The sequence below is a fragment of the Ekhidna sp. ABH4_415 genome (assembly GCF_056161305.1).
This window is the reverse complement of record NZ_JBSWYW010000001.1, coordinates 237,308-262,940: the sequence shown is the minus strand read 5'-3', so window position 1 is coordinate 262,940 and position 25,633 is coordinate 237,308. Positions and strand designations below refer to the sequence as shown.

21 protein-coding genes are annotated in these 25,633 nt (G+C 40.5%); 11 read left to right on the top strand and 10 right to left on the bottom strand.

The genetic code is table 11. The annotated features are described in order from the left end of the window. Window positions 1–48: 48 nt before the first annotated feature. From ACXAH9_RS01160 to ACXAH9_RS01140, 5 genes are all read right to left on the bottom strand, one after another. Window positions 49–381, bottom strand: coding sequence for a tRNA-binding protein (locus ACXAH9_RS01160; RefSeq protein ID WP_474893054.1), 333 nt, complete (start codon window positions 379–381; stop codon window positions 49–51). After that, window positions 378–1,043, bottom strand: a complete 666-nt coding sequence (locus ACXAH9_RS01155; protein ID WP_474893053.1) for a hypothetical protein — start codon at window positions 1,041–1,043, stop codon at window positions 378–380. The genes ACXAH9_RS01160 and ACXAH9_RS01155 overlap by 4 nt, the downstream gene beginning before the upstream one ends. Window positions 1,044–1,080: 37 nt before the next feature. Beyond that, entirely contained in the window at window positions 1,081–1,953 is an 873-nt protein-coding gene (locus ACXAH9_RS01150; RefSeq protein ID WP_348280047.1) for a sigma-70 family RNA polymerase sigma factor, read from the bottom strand. A 174-nt stretch (window positions 1,954–2,127) separates the two neighbouring features. Next, on the bottom strand, window positions 2,128–4,755 hold the full coding sequence (locus ACXAH9_RS01145; protein WP_474893052.1) for an ABC transporter permease: 2,628 nt from the start codon (window positions 4,753–4,755) through the stop codon (window positions 2,128–2,130). Further along, window positions 4,755–5,084 carry a PadR family transcriptional regulator gene (locus tag ACXAH9_RS01140; RefSeq protein ID WP_421764160.1) on the bottom strand — a complete coding sequence of 110 codons (330 nt, stop codon included), beginning with the start codon at window positions 5,082–5,084 and terminating at the stop codon, window positions 4,755–4,757. The genes ACXAH9_RS01145 and ACXAH9_RS01140 overlap by 1 nt, the downstream gene beginning before the upstream one ends. 128 nt (window positions 5,085–5,212) lie before the next feature. Here ACXAH9_RS01140 and ACXAH9_RS01135 point away from each other — a divergent pair, with 128 nt between their 5' ends. The 3 genes from ACXAH9_RS01135 to ACXAH9_RS01125 all read left to right on the top strand — a co-directional run bounded on the left by ACXAH9_RS01135 (window position 5,213) and on the right by ACXAH9_RS01125 (window position 9,146). Beyond that, window positions 5,213–5,557 (top strand): PadR family transcriptional regulator, encoded by a 345-nt coding sequence (locus tag ACXAH9_RS01135; protein WP_474893051.1) that lies wholly within the window; start codon window positions 5,213–5,215, stop codon window positions 5,555–5,557. After that, window positions 5,554–8,160, top strand: coding sequence for an ABC transporter permease (locus tag ACXAH9_RS01130; protein WP_474893050.1), 2,607 nt, complete (start codon window positions 5,554–5,556; stop codon window positions 8,158–8,160). The genes ACXAH9_RS01135 and ACXAH9_RS01130 overlap by 4 nt, the downstream gene beginning before the upstream one ends. A 107-nt stretch (window positions 8,161–8,267) precedes the next feature. Beyond that, window positions 8,268–9,146, top strand: a complete 879-nt coding sequence (locus tag ACXAH9_RS01125) for a hypothetical protein (protein ID WP_474893049.1) — start codon at window positions 8,268–8,270, stop codon at window positions 9,144–9,146. 12 nt (window positions 9,147–9,158) lie between these two features. Here ACXAH9_RS01125 and ACXAH9_RS01120 read toward each other — a convergent pair whose 3' ends face one another. After that, the gene (locus ACXAH9_RS01120; RefSeq protein WP_474893048.1) at window positions 9,159–9,803 is read right to left on the bottom strand and encodes a DUF6503 family protein; all 645 of its coding nucleotides are present in this window, start codon (window positions 9,801–9,803) and stop codon (window positions 9,159–9,161) included. Between the two features lie 194 nt (window positions 9,804–9,997). Here ACXAH9_RS01120 and ACXAH9_RS01115 point away from each other — a divergent pair, with 194 nt between their 5' ends. From ACXAH9_RS01115 to ACXAH9_RS01105, 3 genes are all read left to right on the top strand, one after another. Beyond that, window positions 9,998–10,357 carry a hypothetical protein gene (locus tag ACXAH9_RS01115; protein WP_474893047.1) on the top strand — a complete coding sequence of 120 codons (360 nt, stop codon included), beginning with the start codon at window positions 9,998–10,000 and terminating at the stop codon, window positions 10,355–10,357. A gap of 237 nt (window positions 10,358–10,594) precedes the next feature. Then, complete coding sequence (locus ACXAH9_RS01110; RefSeq protein WP_474893046.1) at window positions 10,595–10,921, top strand: PadR family transcriptional regulator; 327 nt, start codon at window positions 10,595–10,597, stop codon at window positions 10,919–10,921. Further along, the gene (locus ACXAH9_RS01105) at window positions 10,918–13,518 is read left to right on the top strand and encodes an ABC transporter permease (protein WP_474893045.1); all 2,601 of its coding nucleotides are present in this window, start codon (window positions 10,918–10,920) and stop codon (window positions 13,516–13,518) included. Before ACXAH9_RS01110 ends, ACXAH9_RS01105 begins: the two co-directional genes overlap by 4 nt. Here the strand turns inward: ACXAH9_RS01105 and ACXAH9_RS01100 are convergent. Continuing rightward, window positions 13,496–14,731 (bottom strand): TCR/Tet family MFS transporter, encoded by a 1,236-nt coding sequence (locus tag ACXAH9_RS01100; protein ID WP_474893044.1) that lies wholly within the window; start codon window positions 14,729–14,731, stop codon window positions 13,496–13,498. The genes ACXAH9_RS01105 and ACXAH9_RS01100 overlap by 23 nt on opposite strands. Before the next feature lie 52 nt (window positions 14,732–14,783). Then, a complete protein-coding gene (locus ACXAH9_RS01095; RefSeq protein WP_474893043.1) occupies window positions 14,784–16,094 on the bottom strand; it encodes an MATE family efflux transporter in 1,311 nt (436 codons plus the stop codon). Window positions 16,095–16,183: 89 nt separating this feature from the next. Between ACXAH9_RS01095 and ACXAH9_RS01090 the strand changes: the two genes are divergently transcribed. From ACXAH9_RS01090 to ACXAH9_RS01080, 3 genes are all read left to right on the top strand, one after another. After that, the gene (locus tag ACXAH9_RS01090) at window positions 16,184–17,011 is read left to right on the top strand and encodes a polysaccharide deacetylase family protein (protein WP_474893042.1); all 828 of its coding nucleotides are present in this window, start codon (window positions 16,184–16,186) and stop codon (window positions 17,009–17,011) included. A gap of 126 nt (window positions 17,012–17,137) precedes the next feature. Further along, entirely contained in the window at window positions 17,138–17,692 is a 555-nt protein-coding gene (locus tag ACXAH9_RS01085) for a hypothetical protein (protein WP_474893041.1), read from the top strand. A gap of 18 nt (window positions 17,693–17,710) precedes the next feature. Further along, window positions 17,711–19,597: an ATP-binding protein gene (locus ACXAH9_RS01080; RefSeq protein WP_474893040.1), complete on the top strand. Its 1,887-nt coding sequence runs from the start codon at window positions 17,711–17,713 to the stop codon at window positions 19,595–19,597. A 4-nt stretch (window positions 19,598–19,601) separates the two neighbouring features. Here the strand turns inward: ACXAH9_RS01080 and ACXAH9_RS01075 are convergent, their stop codons facing one another. After that, window positions 19,602–20,150, bottom strand: coding sequence for an NUDIX domain-containing protein (locus ACXAH9_RS01075; protein ID WP_474893039.1), 549 nt, complete (start codon window positions 20,148–20,150; stop codon window positions 19,602–19,604). A gap of 116 nt (window positions 20,151–20,266) precedes the next feature. After that, entirely contained in the window at window positions 20,267–21,202 is a 936-nt protein-coding gene (locus tag ACXAH9_RS01070) for a hypothetical protein (protein ID WP_474893038.1), read from the bottom strand. 61 nt (window positions 21,203–21,263) lie between these two features. On the opposite strand from ACXAH9_RS01070, the gene ACXAH9_RS01065 reads away from it, so the two are divergent. Both ACXAH9_RS01065 and ACXAH9_RS01060 read left to right on the top strand, forming a co-directional pair. Next, window positions 21,264–23,135, top strand: a complete 1,872-nt coding sequence (locus ACXAH9_RS01065) for an ABC-F family ATP-binding cassette domain-containing protein (protein WP_474893037.1) — start codon at window positions 21,264–21,266, stop codon at window positions 23,133–23,135. Between the two features lie 236 nt (window positions 23,136–23,371). Then, on the top strand, window positions 23,372–25,594 hold the full coding sequence (locus ACXAH9_RS01060) for a TonB-dependent receptor (RefSeq protein ID WP_474893036.1): 2,223 nt from the start codon (window positions 23,372–23,374) through the stop codon (window positions 25,592–25,594). The last annotated feature ends 39 nt before the right edge of the window (window positions 25,595–25,633 follow it).

Here is a 25,633-nt window from a genome sequence, read left to right as displayed (position 1 = left end):
TGATTTACGATTCAATTTGAATGCGCAAAGAAACATCAGACCATTACATTATCCAACCTTACATCCATTCATCACTTCTCGCTGAGGACGCAGTAGAACAACATCGTTTTGTTCATTGTAAATGCCCATCACCAGGCACTCACTGATAAATGGTCCGATTTGTTTAGGGGGAAAATTCACTACTGCGATCACCTGCTCGCCCTTCAGTCTTTTCTTATTATATAGAGTTGTTATCTGAGCTGAACTCTTCTTGATGCCAATCTCAGGTCCGAAATCAATGGTCAGTATATATGCAGGTTTATGTGCTTCAGGGAATTCCTCTGCTTTTTTTATAGTCCCCACTCGCATATCAATTTTTTCAAAATCATTCCAACTTATCATAATTGTTTATAAAGCTTTTTAAGGTTCTTATTTAATCTTTTAATATGATATTCATTCGTGATGTCCGCGCTACGTTCTTCCAATGTTTCAATTAGGGGCTGCAAATGATTTTCATTCAAAACTTGAATCAATCGCTCTGTATACTGCCCCAATTGATTGGGAGGAGCTTTCATTAATTGCTCCTGAATGAGAAGAAACATGTCTTCCTGAAATTGCTCATCACCATAGAGTGTGACCATAATTCGAAATCCATGGTCTCTGGTCACCACTGTTCCACCATCCATTGCCTCAATAATCAGTGGAAGTGCATCATATAGCTTTTCCTTCTTTATATGCGCAACGTGGGCCAACCCAATCATACTTCCAAAAATCACCCGATTGATCGAGCTATTCAATTGGCTAATCAAAAAAGGTGCTTCATCTGCGAGTAAGTCTGGGGCTAACTCACCAACATAAGCCAATGCCAGGATAGCATCCGATTTAGCTCTTTGCTTGGGGTTTTTTTTTATAAAAGAAATCAGTTCTTTTACTTCTTTTATACCTCCAGCATTTGCAATCTGTTTAGCCACCAGCTTATTTGGCTCCTGGTCATTTCGATCTAAGGCAAATGCAAGTTGGTCCTGAATGGGCATTTCAAATTTGGGCAAAAAAAATCCTGACACGATAGTCAGGATTTAAATTTATGCTTTTCCCAGATTATTAGCTTGCGCAGAATTCTTTTAGTCTTCTGTTTTTGCCCGGCTCTCTTAATTTCTGAAGTGCCTTTTCTCTGATCTGTCTTACTCTTTCTCTGGTAAGCCCCATTGCATCACCAATCTCTTCCAGTGTGAACGGGTTGTCGCAACCAATGCCGAAGCTCATCATCACCACTTCTCTTTCACGAGCTGTAAGCGTAGATAGTGCTCTCATCGTTTCAACCTTCAATGAATCATTGAATACAAGGTTGCCATCTGTAGGTCCAGTGGTGACATTTTCAAGAACGTCAAGTAATGAACCACTCTCATCTTCACCAAAAGGTGCGTCCATTGACATTTGCTTTACTTCAGCTCCAAGCGTATTTCTTACTTCACTCGGCTTCATGTCTAGAATGTCAGCCAATTCTTCTTCTGTCGGCTCACGCTCAAACTGCTGCTCTAGCTCTGCATATGCTCTTCTAATCTGGTTGATTGCACCAGACTTGTTCATCGGTAGACGAACAATTCGAGACTGCTCAGCAAGTGCCTGCATAATGGACTGACGAATCCACCATACCGCATACGAGATGAACTTAAATCCTTTTGTCTCGTCAAATTTCTTTGCTGCTTTGATCAATCCAAGGTTTCCTTCATTGATCAAATCATTTAGTGGTAAACTTCTGTTCTGGTACTGCTTTGCTACAGATACTACGAACCTCAAGTTTGCTTTTACGAGTTTTTCCAATGCAAGATCATCGCCCTCTTTGATGCGCTTGGCCAGCGTCACCTCCTCGTCCGGAGTAATCATTGGAACGTTACTTACCTCAGTAAAATATTTCTCCAGGGTGTGGCTCTCTCTCCTGTTGGTAATTGACTGGGTAATCTTTAACTGTCGCATATTATCTCTTTAAAACTAAATTGTTACGGGTATAAAAAAGCAATCTGCAAAGATAGGCTTTTGGCCCATGTATTTGCAATAGTTTGCCTTATAATATACGATAAAACAACCAGAAATTGTGTGTCTTAGTTTCAGCTTTCTTCCAAATGGTAAAAAAAGGCCATGAGATTTTAGTTATTCGTATCGAATGGAATGTACCGGGTTGGCCTTAGCTATCTTATAAATCCTGGCTAAAACTGTTGTGAATGAAATGATGAGGACAAGCACAAATGCAATCACAAACAGATCCAAACTCATATTGATTCGGTAGGCAAAATCAGCCAGCCAATCTCCAAATAGCCACCAGGATACCGGTGCAGCAATCACCAGCGAAATGACGAGCAGAATTAAATAGTCTTTAAGTATCAAGGTGGTAATGTTTTGAACATTCGCTCCCATCACCTTTCGAATACCAATTTCTTTGGTTTTTCGCTCTACTGTGAAGTTGATCAAACCAAATAAGCCAAATGCAGAAATGATGATTGAGACAATAGATGCAATCAAAATAATAGTCGCTCTACTTTCCTCTGCCTGATAGTAACGCTTCCATTGCTCGTTCAAAAAATTGATCTCTGCAGGAGTCTCAGGGTCGAATGTAGCATTGACCTCCTCAATATGTGCGATTGTTTCTTTGGGGTTTGCTCTGTAGCGAATGGTGAAATAATCTATGGTTCTAATATGATTACTCCAACTTGTAAGTAAAACCGGGCCTATTGGCTTATAAAGAGACTCAAAATGAAAATCCTCAACAAGTCCGATAATTTCCATCTGAACCGAATCATCCTGACTCATCACCCAAATGGTTTTACCAATTGGATCTTCAAGGTTGAGCATCGTAGCGGTTTCCGCATTTACTATAATATCAAGACTATCAGACTGATCACTTCCTGAAAAGTTTCTCCCTTCTTTCAATTCCATGTTGTAGGTGTCTAACCAACGGTGATCAATCCCATAGTGACTTGCCTCTATTGCATTATCTGTTAAATTGGTTGCCAATCTTGCTGTTGGTAGATTTTTCCACTCTCCTGGCACACGCGACGAAGTAGACACGTTGACTACATTGGCATGCTGCTGTATTCCATTAATTATTTCCTTAAAACTGCTCCTAGCTTTACCTGAATTAATGTCTAAAACGATCAGGTTTTCATTATCAAAACCGAGATCTTTTTGTTGTACATAATTGAGCTGACGATAAATGACCATTGAGCCAATAATAAGAAAGATGGAAAGTGCATATTGAACACCAACCAAACCTTTCCGCAAAAAATCTCCTTTTCCTGAAAAGGCATTTTTTAATATCATTAGTGATCGCTTGAGTTTTGAATAGTATATGGCTGGTAGCATGGCCGATACCATCCAAATAATTAGAATTGAAACTAAATGGTAAGGAATGAAATCGATAGTAAATAGTAGTGAAACCGTGAATTCTTTATTTGCAATCTGTTGGAAAAATGGAAATAAGAATACCACTAAAAGAAGTGCAATCGAATACGCAATCAATACGGTCAATAGTGTTTCAAAAAAAAGTTGTAAAAGTAAATGCTTATTGTTCGCTCCATTGATCTTCCTCATGCTAGCTTCAAGTGTCCGCTTTAATGCCTGAACTGAGGAAAGATTTATGTAGTTAAGTGCGGCAATTAAGATCACCAGAAGGCCCATTATCATGATCATACTTACAAATTTCTGATCACTAATAGGAATCGCCAACTCAGGATTCATACCGCCCCTTTCAATATCATTTGAAAGTAGATGAATGTCCTTGATACTTTGTAATTGAAATCCTTTGATTTCATGATCTGAAGCAAGATATTTTGACAAAAACTGATCCTGAGAAGATGTAATTTCTACCGGACTAGCACCTTCCTTTAAAAGAACCCATGTCATCGCCAACCTACCATCCCAGGAATTGACAAATCTCTGCCAGCCCTCACTCCACTGATCATAATTGGCGATGTAGATATTGCTGAATTGGTAGGTGGAATTTTTTGGCATTTCATTCATCACAGCCAAAATCTCAGTAGGTCCGAAATTGGTGTCATCAATTACCTCACCAACCACATCCGTACTATTGAAAAGACGCATGGCTAATTCCTCTGTGACCACCATCGCCGCAGTACCATTAAATGTTTTGAGTGGGTCTCCTTCGACTATCTCAAAATCCAGAATTTCAAATATGTTTCTTGTGGCGATCGCCCAATCCCGCTCGGCAATTCTTTTATCTCCTTCAACCAACACCTGTGAGCCCATGTATGTGAGATGTGCGGTTTCTTCAATAGCCGGGAATTCTGACTTCAAAGCATCAGCAAGTGGGCCGGGCACAGAGAGATACTGATGCATGCCATCATCTTCCTTGACCTCACTGATAACCCGATAGATCCGATCCTTTTTGCTATGGTAGTGATCAATATTTTGCTCATCATATACATACATGAGGATGAAAAATAGGATGGCAAATCCCATACTGAGTCCTAAAATATTCACCAGATAGTGCACCGTCTCTTTTCTGAATCTTCGAAAATAGATCTTAGTGTAATTCTTAAACATATCCATAGTCCAGTTATTTATTTGAGTTTTTTTAAGATTGATTAGTCGAAATGTGCGAAGCACATTCCATACAAAAAACAGGTTAGCTGATCGCTTGGAGGTTTGGGTTCTGAGATAATAAAACTCGAAAAGATCGCCTTCGATCTCATCAAGATACTCTTCCCGACAATACAGGCGCAGAAAGCGTACTGCCCATTTTGGTGGTTGATTTTGTGACATCAGATTTTAGCAAATTGTAGTTGTGGTATTTTCTGATAGATGCTTGTTCGCAAATCATGCGAAGCATCCAAAACTTTCTTTCCTAGTGCTGTCACGATGTAGAATTTCTTCCTTCTCCCTCCTCGTTCTTCGGTAATACCGCCGAAACGAGAGTCAACAAAACCTTTCTTTTCCAATCGTTTCAATGCGACATGAATCGCGCTGATATTGATTTTCTTTTTGGTTTCCTCGGTTAAAAATTCATGAATCGAAACTCCATATGCTTCATTATGCTGAGCAGCCACTGTCAATAAGACAAGCTCTTCAAATTCACCTAATTGATATTCCATGGATCAAAATATTTACTTAACAAACGTGAATGTAATATATAAGTTTCACATTTGTTAAGTAAATAATGACTTGTTAAATAAATCGTAACATTTAACATATTTTCTACATATACGTATTTAATCATTCTATGAAAGGAACACATCTTGGAGAATTTGAAGAATTGGTGCTTTTGGCCGTTTGCACGACCCATCCGGACACTTACGGCAATACGGTAAAAGATGAAATCAATCAAACAGCAAAGCGAAATATCAACTTGAGCACAGCCCATGGGGCTTTGGCCAGACTGGAAGACAAAGGGCTGCTGAAAAGTTACCTGGGTGAGGCTACCTCAGTGAGAGGTGGTAAGCGAAAACGAATTTTCGAAATCACAGCATTGGGGTTGAAAAAGCTGGAGGAGGCCAAAAATCTTCGAGCAAAATTTTGGGATAAAATCCCAGAAAAAGTGCTGCAAACGCAATTCATCACCACATGAATGAGCTTCCAAGAAGTGTGAAGTTTTTGTGTCGTGCACTCTTTAATGAAAGAGTGAGAGAAGAAATAATTGGTGACCTGAACGAAGAGATGGAGGTATTTCAAAAGAAGCATGGAATGTTTCGAACCAAGCTTCATCTCATCATAACCACGCTCCTTTTCACTCGCTATCGATACACCTGGAAAAACAATAATCAACTCAATACCTCTACTATGTTTATCAAACACACACTTAGACCGGCTTGGAGAAATCTCAAAAAAGATAAGATGAGTACCCTCTTGAATGGCGTTGGTCTCACCATCGGATTCACACTTAGTTTGATCATTGCACTAATGGTTACCAGAGAGCTGAGTTACGATCAGTGGCATCAAAAGTCTGATCACATATTCAAGGTAACTCATGATGAACGCAGCACAGGAAGAAGTGATCGCCATTTAGCAACAGTAGGACCTCCGGTTGGCCCTGCATTGGTGGAAGCGTATGACGAAATTGAAAACTACATGCGTGTGAGAGACACACCTACACAACCGGTAAAAGTTGGTAACAAAAACTTCTATGAAGACGGGATTTTCTACATTGACAGCACCTTGTTCAATATGTTCGATTACTCACTTGCCAAAGGTGACGAAAGAACCGCTCTAAAGAACACCAATTCCGTGGTTTTATCAGCTGATATGGCTGAAAAATACTTTGGCTCTTCGTCGGCAGTGGGTCAACGAATCGAAATATCCGAAACACCCTATACTGTGACTGGCGTATTGAATCCCTATCCGTCCACCAGTCACTTCACATTTGATTTTATCATTCCTTTTCATGCATTTAGGGTTCCTTTTGGATATCCGGTCACTTTGAATTCCTGGGGGTGGATTTCCTTTCACACGTATGTGCTATTGAAAGACCCTTCAATGGAAAAGCAGCTGGAAGAGCAATTGGTTGATTTTATTCATACGCATTGGTCTGAAGATCGCTGGGATCTCTTTCGCTTCGATCTGCAGCCACTAGAAGATATATATCTGGGTGACATCAAGAATGACATTGTTGCATCCGGCAGCTGGAATAATATTTACGCATTAAGTATAACCGGAGCATTGCTCCTGTTCCTGATCATTTTCAATTACACCAACTTGACTGTAGCACAATCACTCACCCGAACGAAAGAGGTGGGCGTTCGTAAAGCACTTGGAGCGAGTAAACGAATGGTGGTTTTTCAATTTGCCATTGAATCTGTCATTCTTTCATTGATTTCCTTCATCATTTCCATTGCTCTTATTCTTCCAGCTATCAATTTTCTGGAGTCCTACTTAGGCATCAATATATATGCGATGGAGGTGTGGCAATCGAACCAATGGCTTGCATTTGCAGCAATTATTTTAGCCTCGATGGTCGGAATATTAGGTGGCGCTTATCCTGCATTTATTATGTCTAAAACTAAAGCCATTGCTGCGCTGGCGAGAACGATCTCAGGAGGTCAATTGGGGATCAACTTGCGAAAGGTGCTTGTGACCATGCAGTTTATCATCACCATAGGTTTACTGGCCGGAAGCATTATTATCTATCAGCAAATCTCCTACATTCAGGAGAAGGATCTGGGGTATGATAAATCTGCCTTAGCGGTACTTAGGGTACCCGGTCAGTCGCTTCTACAGAAAGCTGACGTGTTGAAAAATCAGTTGAACTCCATACAGAGAGTATTTGGAGTCGCCATCGGTGGGGGAAGAATGGATGGTGACAATGGGAATGTGCCGGTGAAAACACCTGACATGGAGGAATCAAAACCCATATTTATCGATGGAGTTGACTATGGCTATTTTGAAATGTTGGGGATTCCAATGGTTGCAGGTAGAGAATTTGACAAATCGTATCCTACCGATAGTGCCGGAGCGGTCATCATAAACGAGAAAGCGGTTGGGTATATGGGCTACTCGTCACCGGAAGAAGCGATTGGACGACCGATTCAGGTGGGACAGATTCGTACAGGCAATATTGTTGGTGTAGTTGCCGATTATCATTTCTCCTCACTACACAACGATATTGGTCCATTGGCTATCATGTATCCAAGAACCTTGCAAGAAGACGTTTACATAAGAGTGGAACCGGGGAATATGCTCGAACTGGTTGAAAACATTGAAGCTAAATGGAGCAGCATTTTTCCTGATCTCCCATTTGATTTGATCTTTTTAGAAAACCATCTCAATTCATTGTATCAGGAAGATGTGGCATTCGCCAAGATGTTTCAGGCCTTGACCATTGTTACGTTAATAATTGCCTGTTTGGGCCTTTATGGATTGATATCACTGATAGCCACACAGAAAACCAAAGAGATCAGCGTGAGAAAAGTGTTGGGAGCCAACCTGAAAGACCTGATGGGGAATCTGTTCAGACCATTCGCACTGCGAATTGTAATTGCCATGTTGATTGTTTCTCCGATTGCCTATGTGCTGCTCTCTGGCTGGCTGGATAACTATGCCTATAAAATCGACATTAGCTGGTGGCTGTTTCTAGCAGCAGGCTTGGTGGTCTTAATAACAGCTTTAGTAGCTACCGTTTTGCACTCTTTGAAAGTGTATCGGATCAATCCGGCAAGGACGTTGAAGGATGAGTGATTGATATAACTAATCTTTTCTGCATCACTTCCTTTATTTAAAGCATGGAGAGAGTAAATCTTTTTTGTTAGATCATTAAATTGGGTCAGAAATGTGAACCAAGTAAGATGATAGAAGCCAAGAGTTTTTATGAAGGTTTTCAAATCAACCACTACGACTTTAAACAATTAACCAATAAGAAATTATTGGAGATGTCTGATGATGAGATTGAATCAGTCACTAAAAAAGTTATAAACGGAAGTAAAAAAGAGTTTCTGAGATCTGTTAAAATGGATATTCGGTTCACTTATCTGCTCGCAATTGAAACCTTGTTTGAAATTGTTTTCTCTTTAATTCCAGAAAATGAGAATCAATCAAACGACCATCAAATTTTAAAGTTTTTAACAAAAAGAAAGAATCATTTTAAGGAAATTAGAAAGTTAGCTGATGGCAAACACTCCGAGCTTGATAAGCTTGACAAAAAAGCTTTGCTAAGAAACGGTATGGAAAGCGACTTATGGAGATACATGTTCTTTTTGGGATTAGAAGAAGAAAAACATAAAAAATCCATTCAAGATAGCATTGACACTATCAGAGAATCATTAAAATGCTTTGCTAAAGATTTGTCTAATCGAGATGAAATTAATAGTTATAAACATGGTCTTAGAGGAATACGTCATCTAGTTTCATTCCAATTTGGGCCAAAAGAAAAAATCAACAAACCCTACATGAAGTTTAATACTGAGGATGCTCTTTCATTTTATTCCTTTGACAAGAAAACAAATGAGCATGTGATTAACTCAATGGAATTTGATCCATATAGAGATATAAAAATGACACATCTAGCCTCCAATATTCTTTATAATATTATTGAACCAAGAAAATATCTATTCAGCAATAAGATCGGAGAAACTATCCATTTTAAATTTTTCAACAAAGACCAATTTAAAGAAGCTGATAGAAAAAATGTCAAATTTCAGAATCTGACTTTCAAGTATAAATTGTAATTCCTTGATTTTTTAATCCACCCCCTCCAAAATATCCGTCCCTAAATACTCCATCTCAGGCAAAGTATACCAGCTGCGCTTCTGTGGGATTTTGATTCCATCCACCATCATTTCGTCTTCAAGCGTGATGAGTTCACCTTTACCAGTTGCTTCGTCTTTGTAGAACTTGTACTGCAACATCCGCCCGGAAAAATCATCGATGTAGAAATACCAGGTATCCTCCTCATATCCTACACGAAGCACCTTACACAATATATCGCCTACTTTTTCATCTTCTGCAAGTGTAATCTCCGGTGTGGATTTATCGTAAAGCTTCATAGGCAAGCCCCATAGATATAGGTAATAATTTCGAAGAACGAGTGCTCGCGCTTTGTCTTTATCACCCTTAAGTACTTCAGCTACTTCCCCATTCACTTCATACACCTCCTCATCATTCCGGTTAATTTTCATATAGCTTTCAGTATTATCAAGTGCAATGATCGTCGATCGATCCAGGCCGGAAGGACGGGTTTCCTTAAACTGCAAAGTTGCTTGTAGCGAAGACCAATTGTCCTGAGGATCGTGATATGAAACTGCCTTGGCCAGTACTTGTTCTGCAGAAGTTTGTGCACTTAGAAGCAGCGGACACACAAATAGGAAGGTGAGTAGTTTTCGCATAGTTTCAGTAGATTGAATCGGAATTTATACAATGGAAATATATTCAAAATGAATGTTAGTCTCCTCTTGGGAGGAGAGAAAGAGGTGGGTCAGTAAGATTAAAGTCATTTTTGCATGAAATTTGAAAATAGTAAATTATAACACCCACCCCTAACCCAGAAACGTCTGACCGCTCCAAGGAGGGGAATAATATTATGAATAAGCCAGCGAAAACTGTTTGGTTTTTTGGAATCTACTTACTGGTGGAAGGGCTCTTCCTCATGTTTGCTCCTGCTTCAATCTTATCAGCCATCGGCATTCCTGACCCAGAAAGTGTTTGGAGAATCGTTCTTGGATTTGTGGTGGCAGTGTTAGGCTATTACTACATCCGAAATGCTAAAGAAAACCTCACTCCATTTTTTGGTTTCACAGTTCAGGTACGGATCATTCAGTTTGTCTTCTTCATCTGGCTCTATGTCTTTGAGCGTGGAACACTTGCTTTGGTGGCTTTTTCATTTGTTGAGTTTGTAGCAGGTATGTGGACGTGGAGGGTGTTGAAAGTGGCGGGCCAATAAGAGGGATAGATTCTGAAAAAAGTTCAGAATGACCTTCAGAAAAGAAAATCTATTTAAATACAGAACGTCACCCTGAACTTGTTTCAGGGTCTTTCCATCCTTTCCTGACCAGCAATGTGTTTCATTTTTTAAACAAAAATTAACTTTATCCGTATCTATATTTTAAACAAAAATTAATTTAATTGATTTTTCGGTGCAACTTTTATGAGTTGTCACCATCCTATAAACCAAACACTAATGAATCTTCAACTTGGAACACTGGAAGAAATGATCTTAATCATCCTACTCATGAAGGAAGAAACCTACGGAGTTGAAATTGCCAAGGAGTATAAAAATCAGCTTTCACAGACGATTTCACTCCCTGCCATTCATGTGGTATTAAAGCGCCTCGAAAAGAAAGGGTTTGTGGAGTCCCGACTTGGTGAGCCTACACCTGAGCGGGGAGGAAAAGGCAAAAGACTCTATCGAGCAACAAATCAAGGGTATGAAACTGCACAAGATCTACAGCATCGAAGAAATGAAATTTGGAAAACTATCCCTAAAATGAATTTTAATCTGATATGAAGCATCAGCCACCAAAATGGGCTTTAAGATTTCTCGAGTTCTTTCTTCGAGCAGACTTTTCGGATGAAATACAAGGGGATATCACCGAAGCATTTTACTGGCGTGTACAGGAAGAAGGGCTATTTAAAGCACGATTCAAATTTATATTGGAAGTATTCCGCTCTCTAAAACCCACCAACTTAAAATCTTTTTATCACTTATCTCTTAATACAATGATTTTCCGAAACTATCTCAAAGTCGCTTTTCGAACACTACTTAAAAGGAAGTCGACCTCATTTATCAACATCTTCGGACTTTCAATTGGAGTTGCAGCCTTCGTTTTCATTTTTCTATACACCTATCAGATTTTCACTTTCGATGACCACCATCAGAAAAAAGATCGGATATTCATGGCTTACAAAGAGCGTATCACACCTGATGGAACACAGGCCACTTATGATACCTGGGTACCCTTAAAAGATCGGCTAATAAGTGACTATAACCAGATCGAAGAATCATCCAGGTACTATACTTCCAGTGCCAGTATCAAAAAAAATAATCGATATCTGGAAGAAGATATTGTCTATACTGATCCATCCTTATTCAAAATTTTCACCTTTCCGGTGGTCCATGGGAATCAAGCTAGACTCTTTCCGACTAAAAATTCGATTGTAATAAATGAAAAAACGGCGATTAAATACTTCGACACAAGCAATGCGGTTGGCAACTACATAGAAGTATTCTTGCAAGAAGAGGATACGACACTTAGGTATCAAGTATCTGCTGTTATCAGAAATCATCCTGAAAATGCTTCTCTGCAGCCGACGATGATGATTCCAATGGAAAGTATCCCGATATATTCTGAACTTGCCAATAGCTGGAATGGGTCTTTCTTAGAAACGTATGTTTTACTGAGAGATCCGAGTGATGCCCTTCAACTTGAAGCAGATTTTCCAAATCTCATTGAATCGATTTGGGATAAACAAGTAAGAGAAAACACCAACTTCAGGTTGCTTCCATTAGAGGAAGTCTATGACACTTTTTTTGGTGATTCTGCAAATGTCCGAACACTTCTGGCTATTGGGATTGCTATTTTACTTATTGCAATCATCAATTTCATGAACCTCTCTACTGCCCAGGCTACACAACGGGCAAAAGAAGTTGGTTTAAGGAAGGTATTAGGTGCATTTCAAGGGCAACTTCGTACACAATTCATCACTGAATCATTTGTCATGTCATTTATTGCAACAATCCTTGGTTTGCTGATTGTTGTTTTCACGATCGCCCCATTTAATCAGTTCTTTGATTTGAATATTGCGCTTTCCCAGTTTTCCGGATTGGAAATAATGGCAGCCAGTATGGTACTAATCATTTCGTTGGGAATTTTAAGCGGCAGCTACCCGGCATTCTACCTTTCTTCAATTGGAGCTATCGAAGTTTTAAGACAAAAATTAGGAATGAATGCATCGACTTCATTTAGAAATGTTTTGGTTGTCCTTCAGTTTGCCATAGCTCTTTTTCTAATTACCAGCACCATCATTGTGAGCCGTCAGATCAATTACATGGCTAACAAAAACATGGGATTTGAGTCTAAAGGAATCCTCATAATAAATGCTTCACCCAGAAGTTTTACCGACCGGGAGCTGGCTCAAACACGGCTTAAATCTTTTAAAGCAGAACTATCAAATAAGTCATACATCAATGACATTTCATCAAGTCGATCAGTACCTACCTCATGGACCAGAAGTTTTGTGTTTGTAAGACCCAATGACTGGGAAGGAGATCCACTTAGAATGAGGTATACGTATGTGGACGCCAACTTTTTTGACATCTATGGAATACCGGTAAAGTATGGAAGAAACTTTTTACCTGATTCGGAAGGAGATCAACGTGGTTCGGTAATATTAAATGAAGCTGCGATGAGGGCTTTTGAGTTTTCTTCTGCAGAAGCAAATACAATCAGAATCGGAGATAATGAAATCAGCGTGGCGGGGATCGTTGAAGATTTTCATTTTGAAACGCTTCAAAACGAAGTAGCTCCGACATTGATTTTCCATCGGGTCTCTGATAACCTGGCGGCTCACAATACCATTACTTTAAAAATGGAGGTGAGCAATCTGATCGAGCGCATTGAAGAAATAGAAACAATGTGGAATGAGTTAGGATCTACTCAAGAATTCTCTTATTCTTTCATGGATGACCGGGTTGCTAATCTGTATGAGGAAGAAAACAGATACCTGGGAATGGTTGGGTTATTCTCTGCTGTGTCAATAATCATTGCCTGTCTCGGCCTTTATGGGCTTACGCTTTTTATTATTGAGAAGCGAAGAAAAGAGATCAGCATCAGAAAAGTTCTTGGCGCAGAGATCAACACCATTTTACGATTGATTTTTACCGATTTTACCAAATGGGTGGCCATCGCGTTTATTATTGCAGTTCCCTTTGCTGTTTACTTTTTAGGCGAATGGCTGGAGTCCTACCATTACAGAATCGATATCAATTGGATCACTTTTGCAGTTGCACTTTTGATTGTTCTGGGATTGGTCATCTTAACGGTGGGCTATCAGTCTTTAAGAGCAGCCTCCTCCAATCCAGTTAAGTACCTGAAGGACGACTAGCTAGTTGCTTGATCTTTACCAGTGAGGTTCTAGCTATAAAGATGCTCAAGATTGCAATGGCTGTTCCAAGTATAAAAGGAGCGCCAGGAAAATAGATTTCATTTTCCTGATTGGTATAATACCTGAAAATCCCAGTCATCAGCAGTGGCCCTACTATGGAAGTTAGGGTCATGATGCTGGTAATCCCACCCTGCAACTCGCCTTGTGCATTTTTAGGAACCTCACTAGTCATGATCGATTGTAAGGAGGGACCTGCTAAACCACCAAAAGCATAAGGGATAATGACCAGATAAACCATCCAACCATATGGTACGAGTCCCATCATTAGCAGGCCAAGTGCATTGAACACAAATCCGGTATACACTGCATTCACCTCTCCTATTCTTTTAACAATAGGCCCCACCAGACCTCCCTGGACAATGGAAACCATGATTCCTACAAACCCAAGTGACAAGCCAATATCCAATGGTGTCCACCCGAATTTTTCATCTGTAAAATATGCCCAGTTGGTGTGCGTAGCATGCGCCGCAACATATATGAAGAATAGGCTAATTACCAATCCTACAATCTTTTTGTAGCTAAAAATTTGCTTCAATGTACCAAATGGATTCGCTCGTTTCCAGGTAAATACTCGTCTATCCTCCTGATGAAGGGATTCTGGAATAGCAATCATTCCGTAGAACATGTTTAAAAATGCCAGTCCGGCAGCTATCATGAATGGTATGCGTGTTCCAATTTCACCCAGAAACCCACCTAGCGTAGGCCCAATTACAAAGCCCAACCCAAATGCAGCTCCAATCATTCCGAAGTTCTTGGCTTTGTTTTCTGGCGTACTTATATCTGCGATATAGGCATTTGCCACCGTAATACTACTACCACAGATTCCGGAAATGACTCGCGCGACATAGAGCCACAGCAGATTAGGTGCAAACACAATAATCAAATAATCTAACCCCAGACCGAAGAGTGCCATTAGCAAAAGTGGTCGTCTACCAAACTGATCACTAAGCCCTCCAAGCACTGGCGCAAAGAAAAATTGCATCACTGCGTAGGTAGCAATTAGTGTCCCTCCAATGATCGAGCTTTCACTGGTATTCAATCCGGAAACCTCCATCAATAATTGTGGCAATACTGGGATGATTAGCCCGATTCCTATGATATCAATCAGGACGGTTGCAAAAATGAAGATGAGGGCGGCTTGTTTTTTTCTCACTATTGATTCTTAAGAGGCCGCCAAATATCGGAAATTATTAAATGCACTGCCGTTACACAAATTTGATTTTCTTCGATAACCTGTTAAATCGCCAAATATGCAATACTCCGGAAATAGTAAGTCCGATGGATAACCCATACCATACTCCCTGTACACCATGACCACCATGAAAAGCCAGCCAATACCCTACGGGTATAGCAATTAACCAATAAGCAACAAATGTGACAATGGTCGGGACTCTTACGTCAGTCAACCCTCGAAGTACACCCAGCCCAACTGCCTGAATACCATCCGAAATTTGGAAAGCTGCAGCAATAATCAAAAGAGATGCCGCTGTAGTTCGAACCACTTGATCTTCAATGTAAAGTGCTGGCAGAGCGTTTCTCAGCAAAATAAAAGTCAGCCCACACATGGCCATAAATATGGTCACCAATCCAAAAGATGAAAATCCTGCGATCCGAAGATTTCTTCGATCTTTCAGTCTCATCTGATTACCAATACGGATGGTGGAAGCCGCTGCAAGTCCAGTTGCCGCCATATAGCTAATGGCTGCAAGATTCAATGCAATATTATGTGCCGCTAATGCTTCCGCTCCAATCCAGCCAACCATAATAGCAGCAGTTGCAAATGCACCTACTTCAAACACATACTGCAATCCCGATGGAAGTCCGATTCGAAGCAATTCTCTTATTCCTGACCATGTGTATTTCCACTCAAAGCCCCGAACCTTGTTTCTCACCCACCAGATCATCAACGAAAACATAATAACCCGTGCAAGAAGTGTTGCATACCCGGCACCATTTAATCCCAGTGCTGGTGCTCCTAATTTTCCATAAATGAGCATGTAATTGAAAAACACATTCAAAAGATTTGCAAAAACAGAAACCGCCATTGGGCTAAACGTATCTGAAAGACCTTCAGCATATTGACGATAGGTTTGAAAGATCATCAGCGGAATCAGGGAACCACACATAATGATGAGGTAAGGCCTTGCTGCCTCAGCAACAGGAGTCTCCTGGCCAAAATATTGCAAGAAACGACTGGCCACCAACCCAAGTCCAAATAGCAAAATACCTAGCCCCAGATTCATAAAGAACCCGTTTTGCAGAAACCCTAGCAACTTAGATTTATTGTGGATATCTGTGGCCGCAACCTTTGGGGTGATGGCATAACTCACCCCGATTCCAAAGAGCATGAGGATATGATAGATCGTACCTGCAAAAGTTGCTGCCGCAAGGGGAATGACACCCAAACGTCCCACCATTACACTATCAGCTACACCGACCATAATGTGACCTAATTGGCCAATTACCACAGGCAGTGCAAGCACAATGTTTTTTCGTAAATGTTCTTTAAGGGTCATGCTGTATTTACATTGAAGTCGCAAGGTAGTATCTTCGATTCTCAACAAGTAACTCTTCCTATTCCAGTCTACTCATTGTCCACTTAAAAATGAAATTTCTTGCACTTTTAGCATCATTACTTCCACATTTATGCTTTGCGCAACAGGTTGCAGTCACCTTTGATGACCTTCCATTTGGCTATTCTGCCGGTATGACGGACAGCATGAAGATAGTCTCGACAAAAAGAATCCTTTCCACCCTTGACAAATTTGATGTAAAAGCCACAGGGTTTGTGACTTCCAGTAACATGTCAGAAGATAATGAGATGATCCTGGATTTGTGGCTAGAAAATGGACATGACCTGGGTAATCACACCCATCGTCACTACAATTTCAATGAAGTGTCGGCTGCTAAATACATAGCTGATATCGATTCATGTCAATTGCTTGCAGGTAAATGGTTCACAACGAATTACTTCAGATACAGCATGCTGCGAAGAGGCAATACCGTAGATAAACGAGATTCGGTTTATGCATTTCTCGAAAAAGAGGGCTACACCATAGCGCCCGTTTCTATTGATAACAATGAATGGATTTATAATCGGGATTACAGTCGTGCACTTAGAGAAGATGACACGGAGAAGATGATCCAATTCGGAAATGAATACATCGAACACATGAAAGAGATTTCCCTCAAATATGAAAAAATGGGGGTAGAATTAACTGGAAGTAGTGTAAAACACATTCTATTACTCCATGCAAACCCAATCAATTCCAAATATCTTCATGCACTGCTGGGATGGTACAAAAGCAAAGGCTGGGAATTTATAACACTTAAAGAGGCCATGAAAGATTCTATTTATGCCACCAATCGCGGTTTCGTGAGTGACCAAGGATGGTCACAAATTGATAGACTTCTAAAGAGAGATCAGAAATAAGTTTTTTTAAATCTCATTGTCTATTCTGTCGGAGTTTTCAATGAGTTCATCTAATGATCAGTAAAAAACATTATCAATTGATAAAGTATGTAATATATTGTTTCTCTTAATTTAAACCACCATTATATGAAGACCTTAAAGGTTAGGCAACTTCCGCTAATATTTTCACTTCTATTTATTGCTTGTCAGGAAGATTCAATTATTGAATCTGACGAACTAGACCGAGATATGCTGGCAGCATCTGAGCTGGCAGATGAATACCTAAAATCTGAAAAAGGCAGATTTGAAGATTCTGATAAGTCAATTACGGTTCTAAAATACACAGATGGCAAATTGATGTTTGACACAAACACCGATGATCATATTGGTTATCAGGAAGTAGAAGAAACCTCAGTTACGGCTATCGTAGAACCGGGAGATTATATTTTCTGGTTTGCCGGTGTTGGATTGTCAGAGGTTGATGAAATTGATTTTGATGAACCTTCCCAAGAAATTCTAGGGGATTTACCAGTAGACTTCATTCCACAAAAAATGTGGATAATCCGCATACCACCAAATACCACCAAAAACTCACTGAAGTATGATATTGTTTATGTACCTGAGGGTTCAAACATGGGCATCAGACTTGATCCAAAAATTACTGTAGGCGGACAGTCCGACACTCCTGATGAAGGTGAATAAATTGGTTAATAACCAAACATGAAAACACACAAACCATTACTATCATTATCCTTCAGCTTACTGATTTGCTTCTGTGGTTTTTCTCAAAACCAAGTGAAGGCCGACAGTATAATAAATGAAATAGAAAAGGGAATAATGACTCCAAGTCAGGAAATGGAGGCCTATTATCGTTTGTCCACCCATACCATTTCCCCTGACGAAAGACTTAGACACGCAGAATATTTATTAGAGCTGGCAGAAAAGGCAAATAGCCTGGATTACCGCATCAAAGCATACATGCAGATAGGCATTGCCCATCGATTCATGGGTAATCTGGAACGAGCAATTGAATCGCTATTCAAAGGCGCTGACGATGCAGCAGGAAAAGAACAATACATAAGGACATTAGGAGAAATTTACGCAGAAATATCAACATGCTATACCCAAAATGGGGATTCTGAAAATGCCCTTTATTATGGATCCAAAACCATAGATTTACTGAGAGAACTAGGTCAAAAGCAACCACTTGCTCTTAGCCTGTTGAATTATGGGTATGATTACTATTTGACAGGTAATTATGACTCAGCAATGGCCTATTACAATGAAGCTGAACCGATTCTGGAGCAGCTAAAATTTGAATTGGGGGTTGCCTATATCATCGGAAATCGTGCGTTGGTTTATTGGAAGCAGGGGAATAGAAATAAAGCTAAAGAGGATTTGTTCACTGCAATTGATATGCTGAAGCCAATGGGTGATAAGTATGGAATGGCTGATTATTATAATCAGCTTGGTACTATTTATCTGGAAGAAGGGCAGGAAGAAGATGCTATAAAATATACGTTAACAGGCCTTGATATGGCTCAAAGTGTAGGACTTAAAGAGCAAGTTAGAGACGCTTCAAACCTCCTATTTAAATTGTACAATAAACGAGGAAATCTGGAGGAAGCCATCAAGTATCAAACCCAGTATTATGCATACAAAGACAGCATTCAGAATTTAGAAACTACTCAAAGGCTTGGGGACATGCGGACAGAGTATGAGGTTGGCCTCAAACAGGCAGAGGTAGATCTTTTATTGGAACAAAAAAGAAATAACCGAATTATCATCATCACAGGAGGTATTTTACTGGTTGCTTTTATCTGCCTGGCTATTATCGTTTTCATGTCGTTTAAGTCAAAAAACAGACTCAGCAAGCAGCTGGCAAAGCAGAAAGATGATCTCGAAGTGTTGAATCATACTAAAGACAAGTTCTTTTCTATCATTTCGCATGATCTGAGAGGGCCTGTAAATACACTTGGTGGATTGGTCACGGTTTCTCAAATGTATTTGAAAGGGGGTAACCCAGAAGGTGTCAAAGGAATGGTAGATCAAATGAGTGATTCTGTGGATCGTATCACAAAATTGCTTGATACACTTCTCAAATGGGCTCTTCAGCAAAAAGGACATTTCCCATATGTGCCGGAAAAGTTAGATTTAGATACGCTTGTCAAAGACGTTATTGAAATGTTTCAGGATAATGCCAAATCCAAAGACATTGAATTAACCTATGAAGCCAATGAAGCCAGTGAATTGTTAGTAGACAAAAACACCACTTCAACAATTCTTAGGAATTTGGTCAATAATGCCGTCAAGTTCACCCATAAAGGGGGCCATGTGAAAGTTGCAGCTGAACCAGATGAAGATCGAAAGTATTGTGAAATAAAGGTTTCTGACAATGGAGTAGGAATACCAAAAGAAAAGCTGGAAAGACTATTTAATCTTGACGACTCCATCTCTACAAAAGGTACCTCAGGAGAAAGGGGACTTGGACTAGGATTACAACTTGTTAAAGAGTTCGTGCAACTCAATAAAGGTGAAATTGAAGTTGAAAGCAGTCCTGATAAAGGAACAACTTTCAAGATCAAACTACCATTATTTAAGGAGTAACCAATTATGAATTAAGCATCCGTCTAAGTCGATAGATTGCAGCTACACTAAGGCTATCTGTAATTTCACCTTTATCGCACATGGCAAGAGCCTCTGAAAAAGGAAGTTTCTTGATTTCTAAGTCTTCGGTTTCTTCGAATTCAGTTTCTCCCTCGTTTAAGCCTTCTGCGAGAAAAGCTATTCCTGTTTCATCTGTGACGGAATTAGAAGTATGAATTCTGCAGATCTCCGTCCATTTCTCAGCTGTGAGCCCTGTTTCCTCTTTGAGTTCCCTTTTGGCTGACTCTATGATAGGAATATCGAGCGGTCCACCACCCATTGGTATTTCCCAGGAATACGCGTTGAGCGTATATCGATATTGTCCAACTAACCAGGTATATTGATTTTCATCAAGCGGAATAATTCCCAGTGCCCAGTTTTTATAATGCACCTTCCCATAGAGACTTTTTCCTCCACCGGGATTGGTCACATCATGCTCTGTCAACGTGATCCATGGGTTGTCATAAATGATTTTGGAAGAATGGGTGATCCAGGGGTTTTTGTTTTCATTCATATTATCAAAAGTAAACACCCCTGTAGTCCCCTCAAGGGGACATTTATAAAATAAATGTGAGAAGTAATCCCCCTTTGAATGGGGGCAAGCGAAAGAAAAGTGCGGCTGGGGGGGGGTTAATCCACTCCCAGTCCCAACTCCTTCCTAATCGCTCGATCCTCATTGCTGTTTTTGCTCCAATAGGCTGATTTGATGGTATTGATCCGTTTTGCCTTAGTAGTAAGCATCTCAGATTCTCCAAAACCACTCATGTAGGTTTCTTCCCATCCCAAAATGGTGAAAGGAAACTCCTTCTCATAGTAAATGGAAAATTTCCGGTTTTTATACTCAAGGATATAAATACTATGCGGATCATCCGAGTACTCTGACGTGTGTACATCAAGTCTGGAAGCATTCGCCATCTGCGGCTTAGTTTCCTGATGTCTTAACCGCAAGTAAAAAGTGGATGGAAAAACTTCTACATTTCCCAATGGCAAATTTTCTGGATTAAAACGCAGACGGGTCCATAGCTCATCTTCCAAAATGGTATTGGACACAGTTTTATCTATATCGCCCTCCGATTCAAAGTAAGAAAACCCTCTCAAGCGATAACTGTCATCTTGTAAATTCAGCTGCATCCAGGTATGTCCGCACCATTCCTGAGACGAGGTAGTTGCTTTAAACAGATCTGGATATTTATCATATGAAACAGGCGTGAACGTACTCATCATCATGGAGTATGGATAAATGCCTGTTAGAAATTTTTTGGTCATATTCAGCTTCATCACGCTCACATTATCATCACTTGCATCCCTCCAATCATCCAGCTTCACATGTTTGCTTTTTGAAAAGGGTTCAGTAACGAATACTAAGACAGCCTCTCCGGAATGAATCTCACCATATCGTGCCTGCTCCAGTTTGTAACTAGTGATTTCAGCCTCTCCAGCGTACCAGTAGTCATTGAAATCACTCGGTTTTTCAACACCCTGCTTATTTATTTTTGTTTCTTGTGAGTTTGATGGAGCACACGCTACCAGTGAAAGAATCAGTACGGATAATATTAATTGCTTCATAACCTATATAAAACCAAAGGCCGTTGATTTGTTCCAATGATGGAGTGGCTACTTTTGCTTCATGAACTATCTATCGGTTGAGGAGCTAAGCAAGAGCTACGATGAAAAGAAGCTCTTTGAAAATATTACATTTGGACTAGACCAGGGACAAAAAGCTGCTTTGGTTGGCGTGAATGGCACAGGGAAGTCCACACTAATGAAAGTGATAGCCGGCATTGAACTGCCCGATAAAGGAATCGTCTCTTTCCGAAAAGGACTCACTGTTTCCATGCTGCGTCAGCACCCGGATTTTAATCCTGAAGATACCATCCTGGAGGCGGTCTTTTCTGAAGACAAAGAAGAGCTAAATGTCATCCGTGACTATGAGTTGGCGATGTACAAAACCGAAACCGACCCAGAAAATGCACCTGACCTATCTCCAATCCTGGAAAAGATGGATGCACTCAATGCTTGGGAATATGAGCATCAAATCAAAGGGCTTCTTGGGAAACTAGGCATCCACAATCTGGATCAGAAAATGAAAGACCTGTCCGGAGGTCAGAAGAAACGTGTAGCATTAGCTCAGGCACTGGTTGTAAATCCTGACTTCCTAATTCTAGATGAACCTACCAACCACCTGGATTTGGCCTTGATTGAGTGGCTGGAAAACTACCTGGCAACTGTCAACCTTACACTCCTGATGGTGACTCATGATCGTTATTTTTTAGATCGAGTAACCAACGAAATACTGGAGATCGATCAAGGGAAAATCTTTCGATACAAAGGCAATTACAGCCAGTTTTTGGAGAAGAAAGCAGAGCGTATGGAAATGGAGGCTGCCAGCATCGATAAAGCCAAAAATCTATTCAAAACAGAGCTGGAATGGATGCGACGGCAACCAAAGGCTCGAGGAACCAAAGCTAAATATCGGGTTGATGCTTTTCAGGATGTAAAAGCTAAAGCACACAGCGCAGTGCAAACTCAAAAGATGGAGGTGAACCTCAAAGGTGAACGGCAAGGAAAAAAGATTCTAGAGCTTGAGCATGTAAATAAAACATACAGTGACCTAAAACTCATCAGAGATTTTAGCTATGTGTTTAAGCGCAGAGAAAAAATTGGCATTATTGGGCCAAATGGGGTAGGCAAATCCACTTTCCTCAACATCCTTTCCCAGCAAATCAAACCTGACTCAGGAAAGATCGATGTAGGTCAAACCACCAAATTTGGATACTATACACAGGACGAAACCATCTTTGATCCTTCTAAAAAGGTCCTGGATATTGTAAAAGAAGTAGCCGAATACATTCAACTGGATAATGGTAGTCAGGTTACTGCCTCTCAACTTTTAAATCAATTTCTTTTTCCTCCGAAGATGCAGCACAACTTTGTTGGCAAGCTGAGTGGTGGAGAGAAACGAAGACTACAGCTTCTTAGGGTCTTAATGGCTAATCCGAACTTCCTAATCCTGGATGAGCCGACCAATGATCTGGACATTACCACATTGAATGTGTTGGAAGATTACCTTCAAAATTTTGCCGGCTGCCTCATGATTGTATCTCACGATCGGTACTTCATGGACCGCCTGGTGGATCACCTGTTTGTATTCGAGGGCAATGGCAAGATCAGGGATTTCCCCGGCAACTACACTGACTACCGGGAGAAAGAAGGTGTGCCTGTAGCAGAACTAACCCCTGAGAAAAAAGCCGAACCAAAAGCTGAACCGATAGAAGAAAAGGAAAAGAGTACACGTAAGCTTAGTTACAATGAGCAGCGTGAACTGGACCAGTTAGACAAGGAGATTCCTGCACTTGAGCAAAAGAAAAAGGAGCTTCAAGATGCAATGAATACCGAAACCGAATACGAAAAACTGCAGGAATTAAGCATCCAAATCAAATCAATTGAAGAGGAGCTGGAAGAGAAAGAGATGCGATGGTTGGAGTTGAGTGAAATTTAATAGATTCTGGAATTTTAATTGCGGATTTAGGAATTGACCGACTTCACTAGCTACCTTTGCGCCACAATTAAGGGGTGCCGATTGCCAAGACGCTAAAGATCTTGACAGGGCTGAGATCATACCCATGACCTGATCCGGGTAATGCCGGCGTAGGGAGAGGCTTTACGGCCAGTATGATAACCAATGGAGGGGAGTCCCCGCTTCCCGTATGGTTAAATGTTTAATTTTTTATCAACATGAGAGCTTTGTTAATGTTAGCGGCAGTTCTGCTGACAGGTTTTGCGTACTCGCAAGACAGTTTGAAAACACAGGAATTAGACGATGTGATTGTTTACGCCACACGTGCCAATGAAAACACACCAACTACCTATTCTGAAATTTCGAAAAAGGAGATCGAGAATGTAAACCTGGGACAGGATTTACCCATCCTTTTAAACCTTTCACCGTCTCTGGTCACCACCTCCGACGCTGGCGCTGGTGTAGGATACACCGGCCTAAGAATTCGCGGTAGTGATGCCACACGAATCAACGTGACCATCAATGGCATCCCCGTGAATGACTCAGAATCACATGGTGTTTTTTGGGTGAATATGCCCGATTTTGCTTCATCGGTTGACAACATCCAAATTCAACGAGGAGTTGGTACATCGACCAATGGAGCAGCAGCATTTGGTGCTACGGTAAATCTCCAAACCAATGTGCCATCGAGAGAAGCTTATGCCGAGGTGAATAACAGCTTCGGTTCTTTCAACACTAGAAAACACACCCTGATGTACAACACAGGGTTGCTAAAGAATAAGTGGTCGTTTGAATCCAGACTATCGAAAATTGCCTCGGATGGATACATCGATCGCGCAGAATCTGACCTGCAATCATATTTCTTATCAGGTGGATATTATGGCGATAAGACGATCATCAAAGCTTTGGTTTTCGGGGGTCATGAGATCACCTACCAAAGCTGGTGGGGAACTCCACAAGCAGTATTGGAAAACGATCGGGATGGCATAGAAGAAGTGATTTCCAACAATGGATACACGTCAGAACAAGCAGAAAACATCCGCACATCGGGGCGAACATTTAATTATTACCTCTATGAAAATGAGGTGGACAATTACAAACAGGATCATTACCAGCTGCACTTATCACATCAGCTGAACGATGCTTTATCAGTAAATGTAGCTGGCCACTACACCTATGGACGAGGGTACTTTGAGCAATACAGAAATAATGATGATTTTGCTGATTATAATTTGAATGATGTCATCATCGGCAATGATACGATCACTTCTACTGATCTGATACGTAGAAGGTGGCTGGATAACGACTTCTACGGTACCACTTTCTCCTTCAACTACCTCAAGGATGATATGGATATTACCTTAGGAGGAGCCTGGAACAAATACGATGGCGATCATTTTGGAGAAATCATTTGGGCACAATATGCCAGCAACAGCGACATTCGAGAACGATATTATGACAATTTTGGGCTAAAAACGGACTTCAATGTTTATCTAAAAACCAATTATCAGCTGAATGATGTCAATCTGTTTGCAGACTTACAGGTAAGAAAGATTGACTATGAAACAGTAGGCATTGATAGTGATTTAAGAGCTATCAATACCGGCGATGATTACACATTTTTCAATCCTAAAGTGGGGGCAACTTATACCTTAAACGAAAGCTCCAATGTATATGCCTCATTTGCGATTGCTAATCGAGAGCCGGTACGCAACGATTTTGTGGATGCGCCCGGTGGTGTAACTCCTAAGCATGAGACATTAAAAAATCTGGAAGTAGGTTATCGAAAGTTTGGACAGGATTTTAGCTTCCAGGCGAATTACTACCTGATGGATTACGAAAATCAGTTGGTATTGACAGGAGAGCTAAATGATGTGGGCTCTAGCATCCGTCAAAATGTTCCGGATAGTTACCGAATGGGAATTGAATTAGTAGGCGCCTATCAATTTACCGACCAATTGCGATGGGATGCAAATTTGACATTAAGTAGGAACAAGATCGAGAATTTCACTGAGGTGCTATATAACTATGGTCCTGCTTGGGATGAGTTCAATATAGAAGAAACGCAGTATAAAGACACAGACATTTCTTTCTCCCCAAATGTCATTGGAGGTAGCCAATTGACCTATACTCCTTTTGATGGGTTTGAAGCTGCACTGCGAAGCAAGTACGTTGGTAAGCAATTCCTGGACAACACTAGCAATGATCAGCGAAGCATTGATCCATACTTTATCAATGACCTGAGGCTGAGCTATGATTTCTCTGCTTCTTCAATTGAAAATGTAAATATTAGCATATTAGTCAACAACATTTTGGATGTTGAGTACTCATCGAATGGATACACTTTTGGCTATGCTGCCGGTAGCTTTGTTGTACGAGAGAATTACCTCTACCCACAAGCCGGACGAAACTTTCTTGTGGCTTTGAATCTAAGATTCTAAAAAAAATCATACGGTGCGATGCTTAATATCATAGGTATC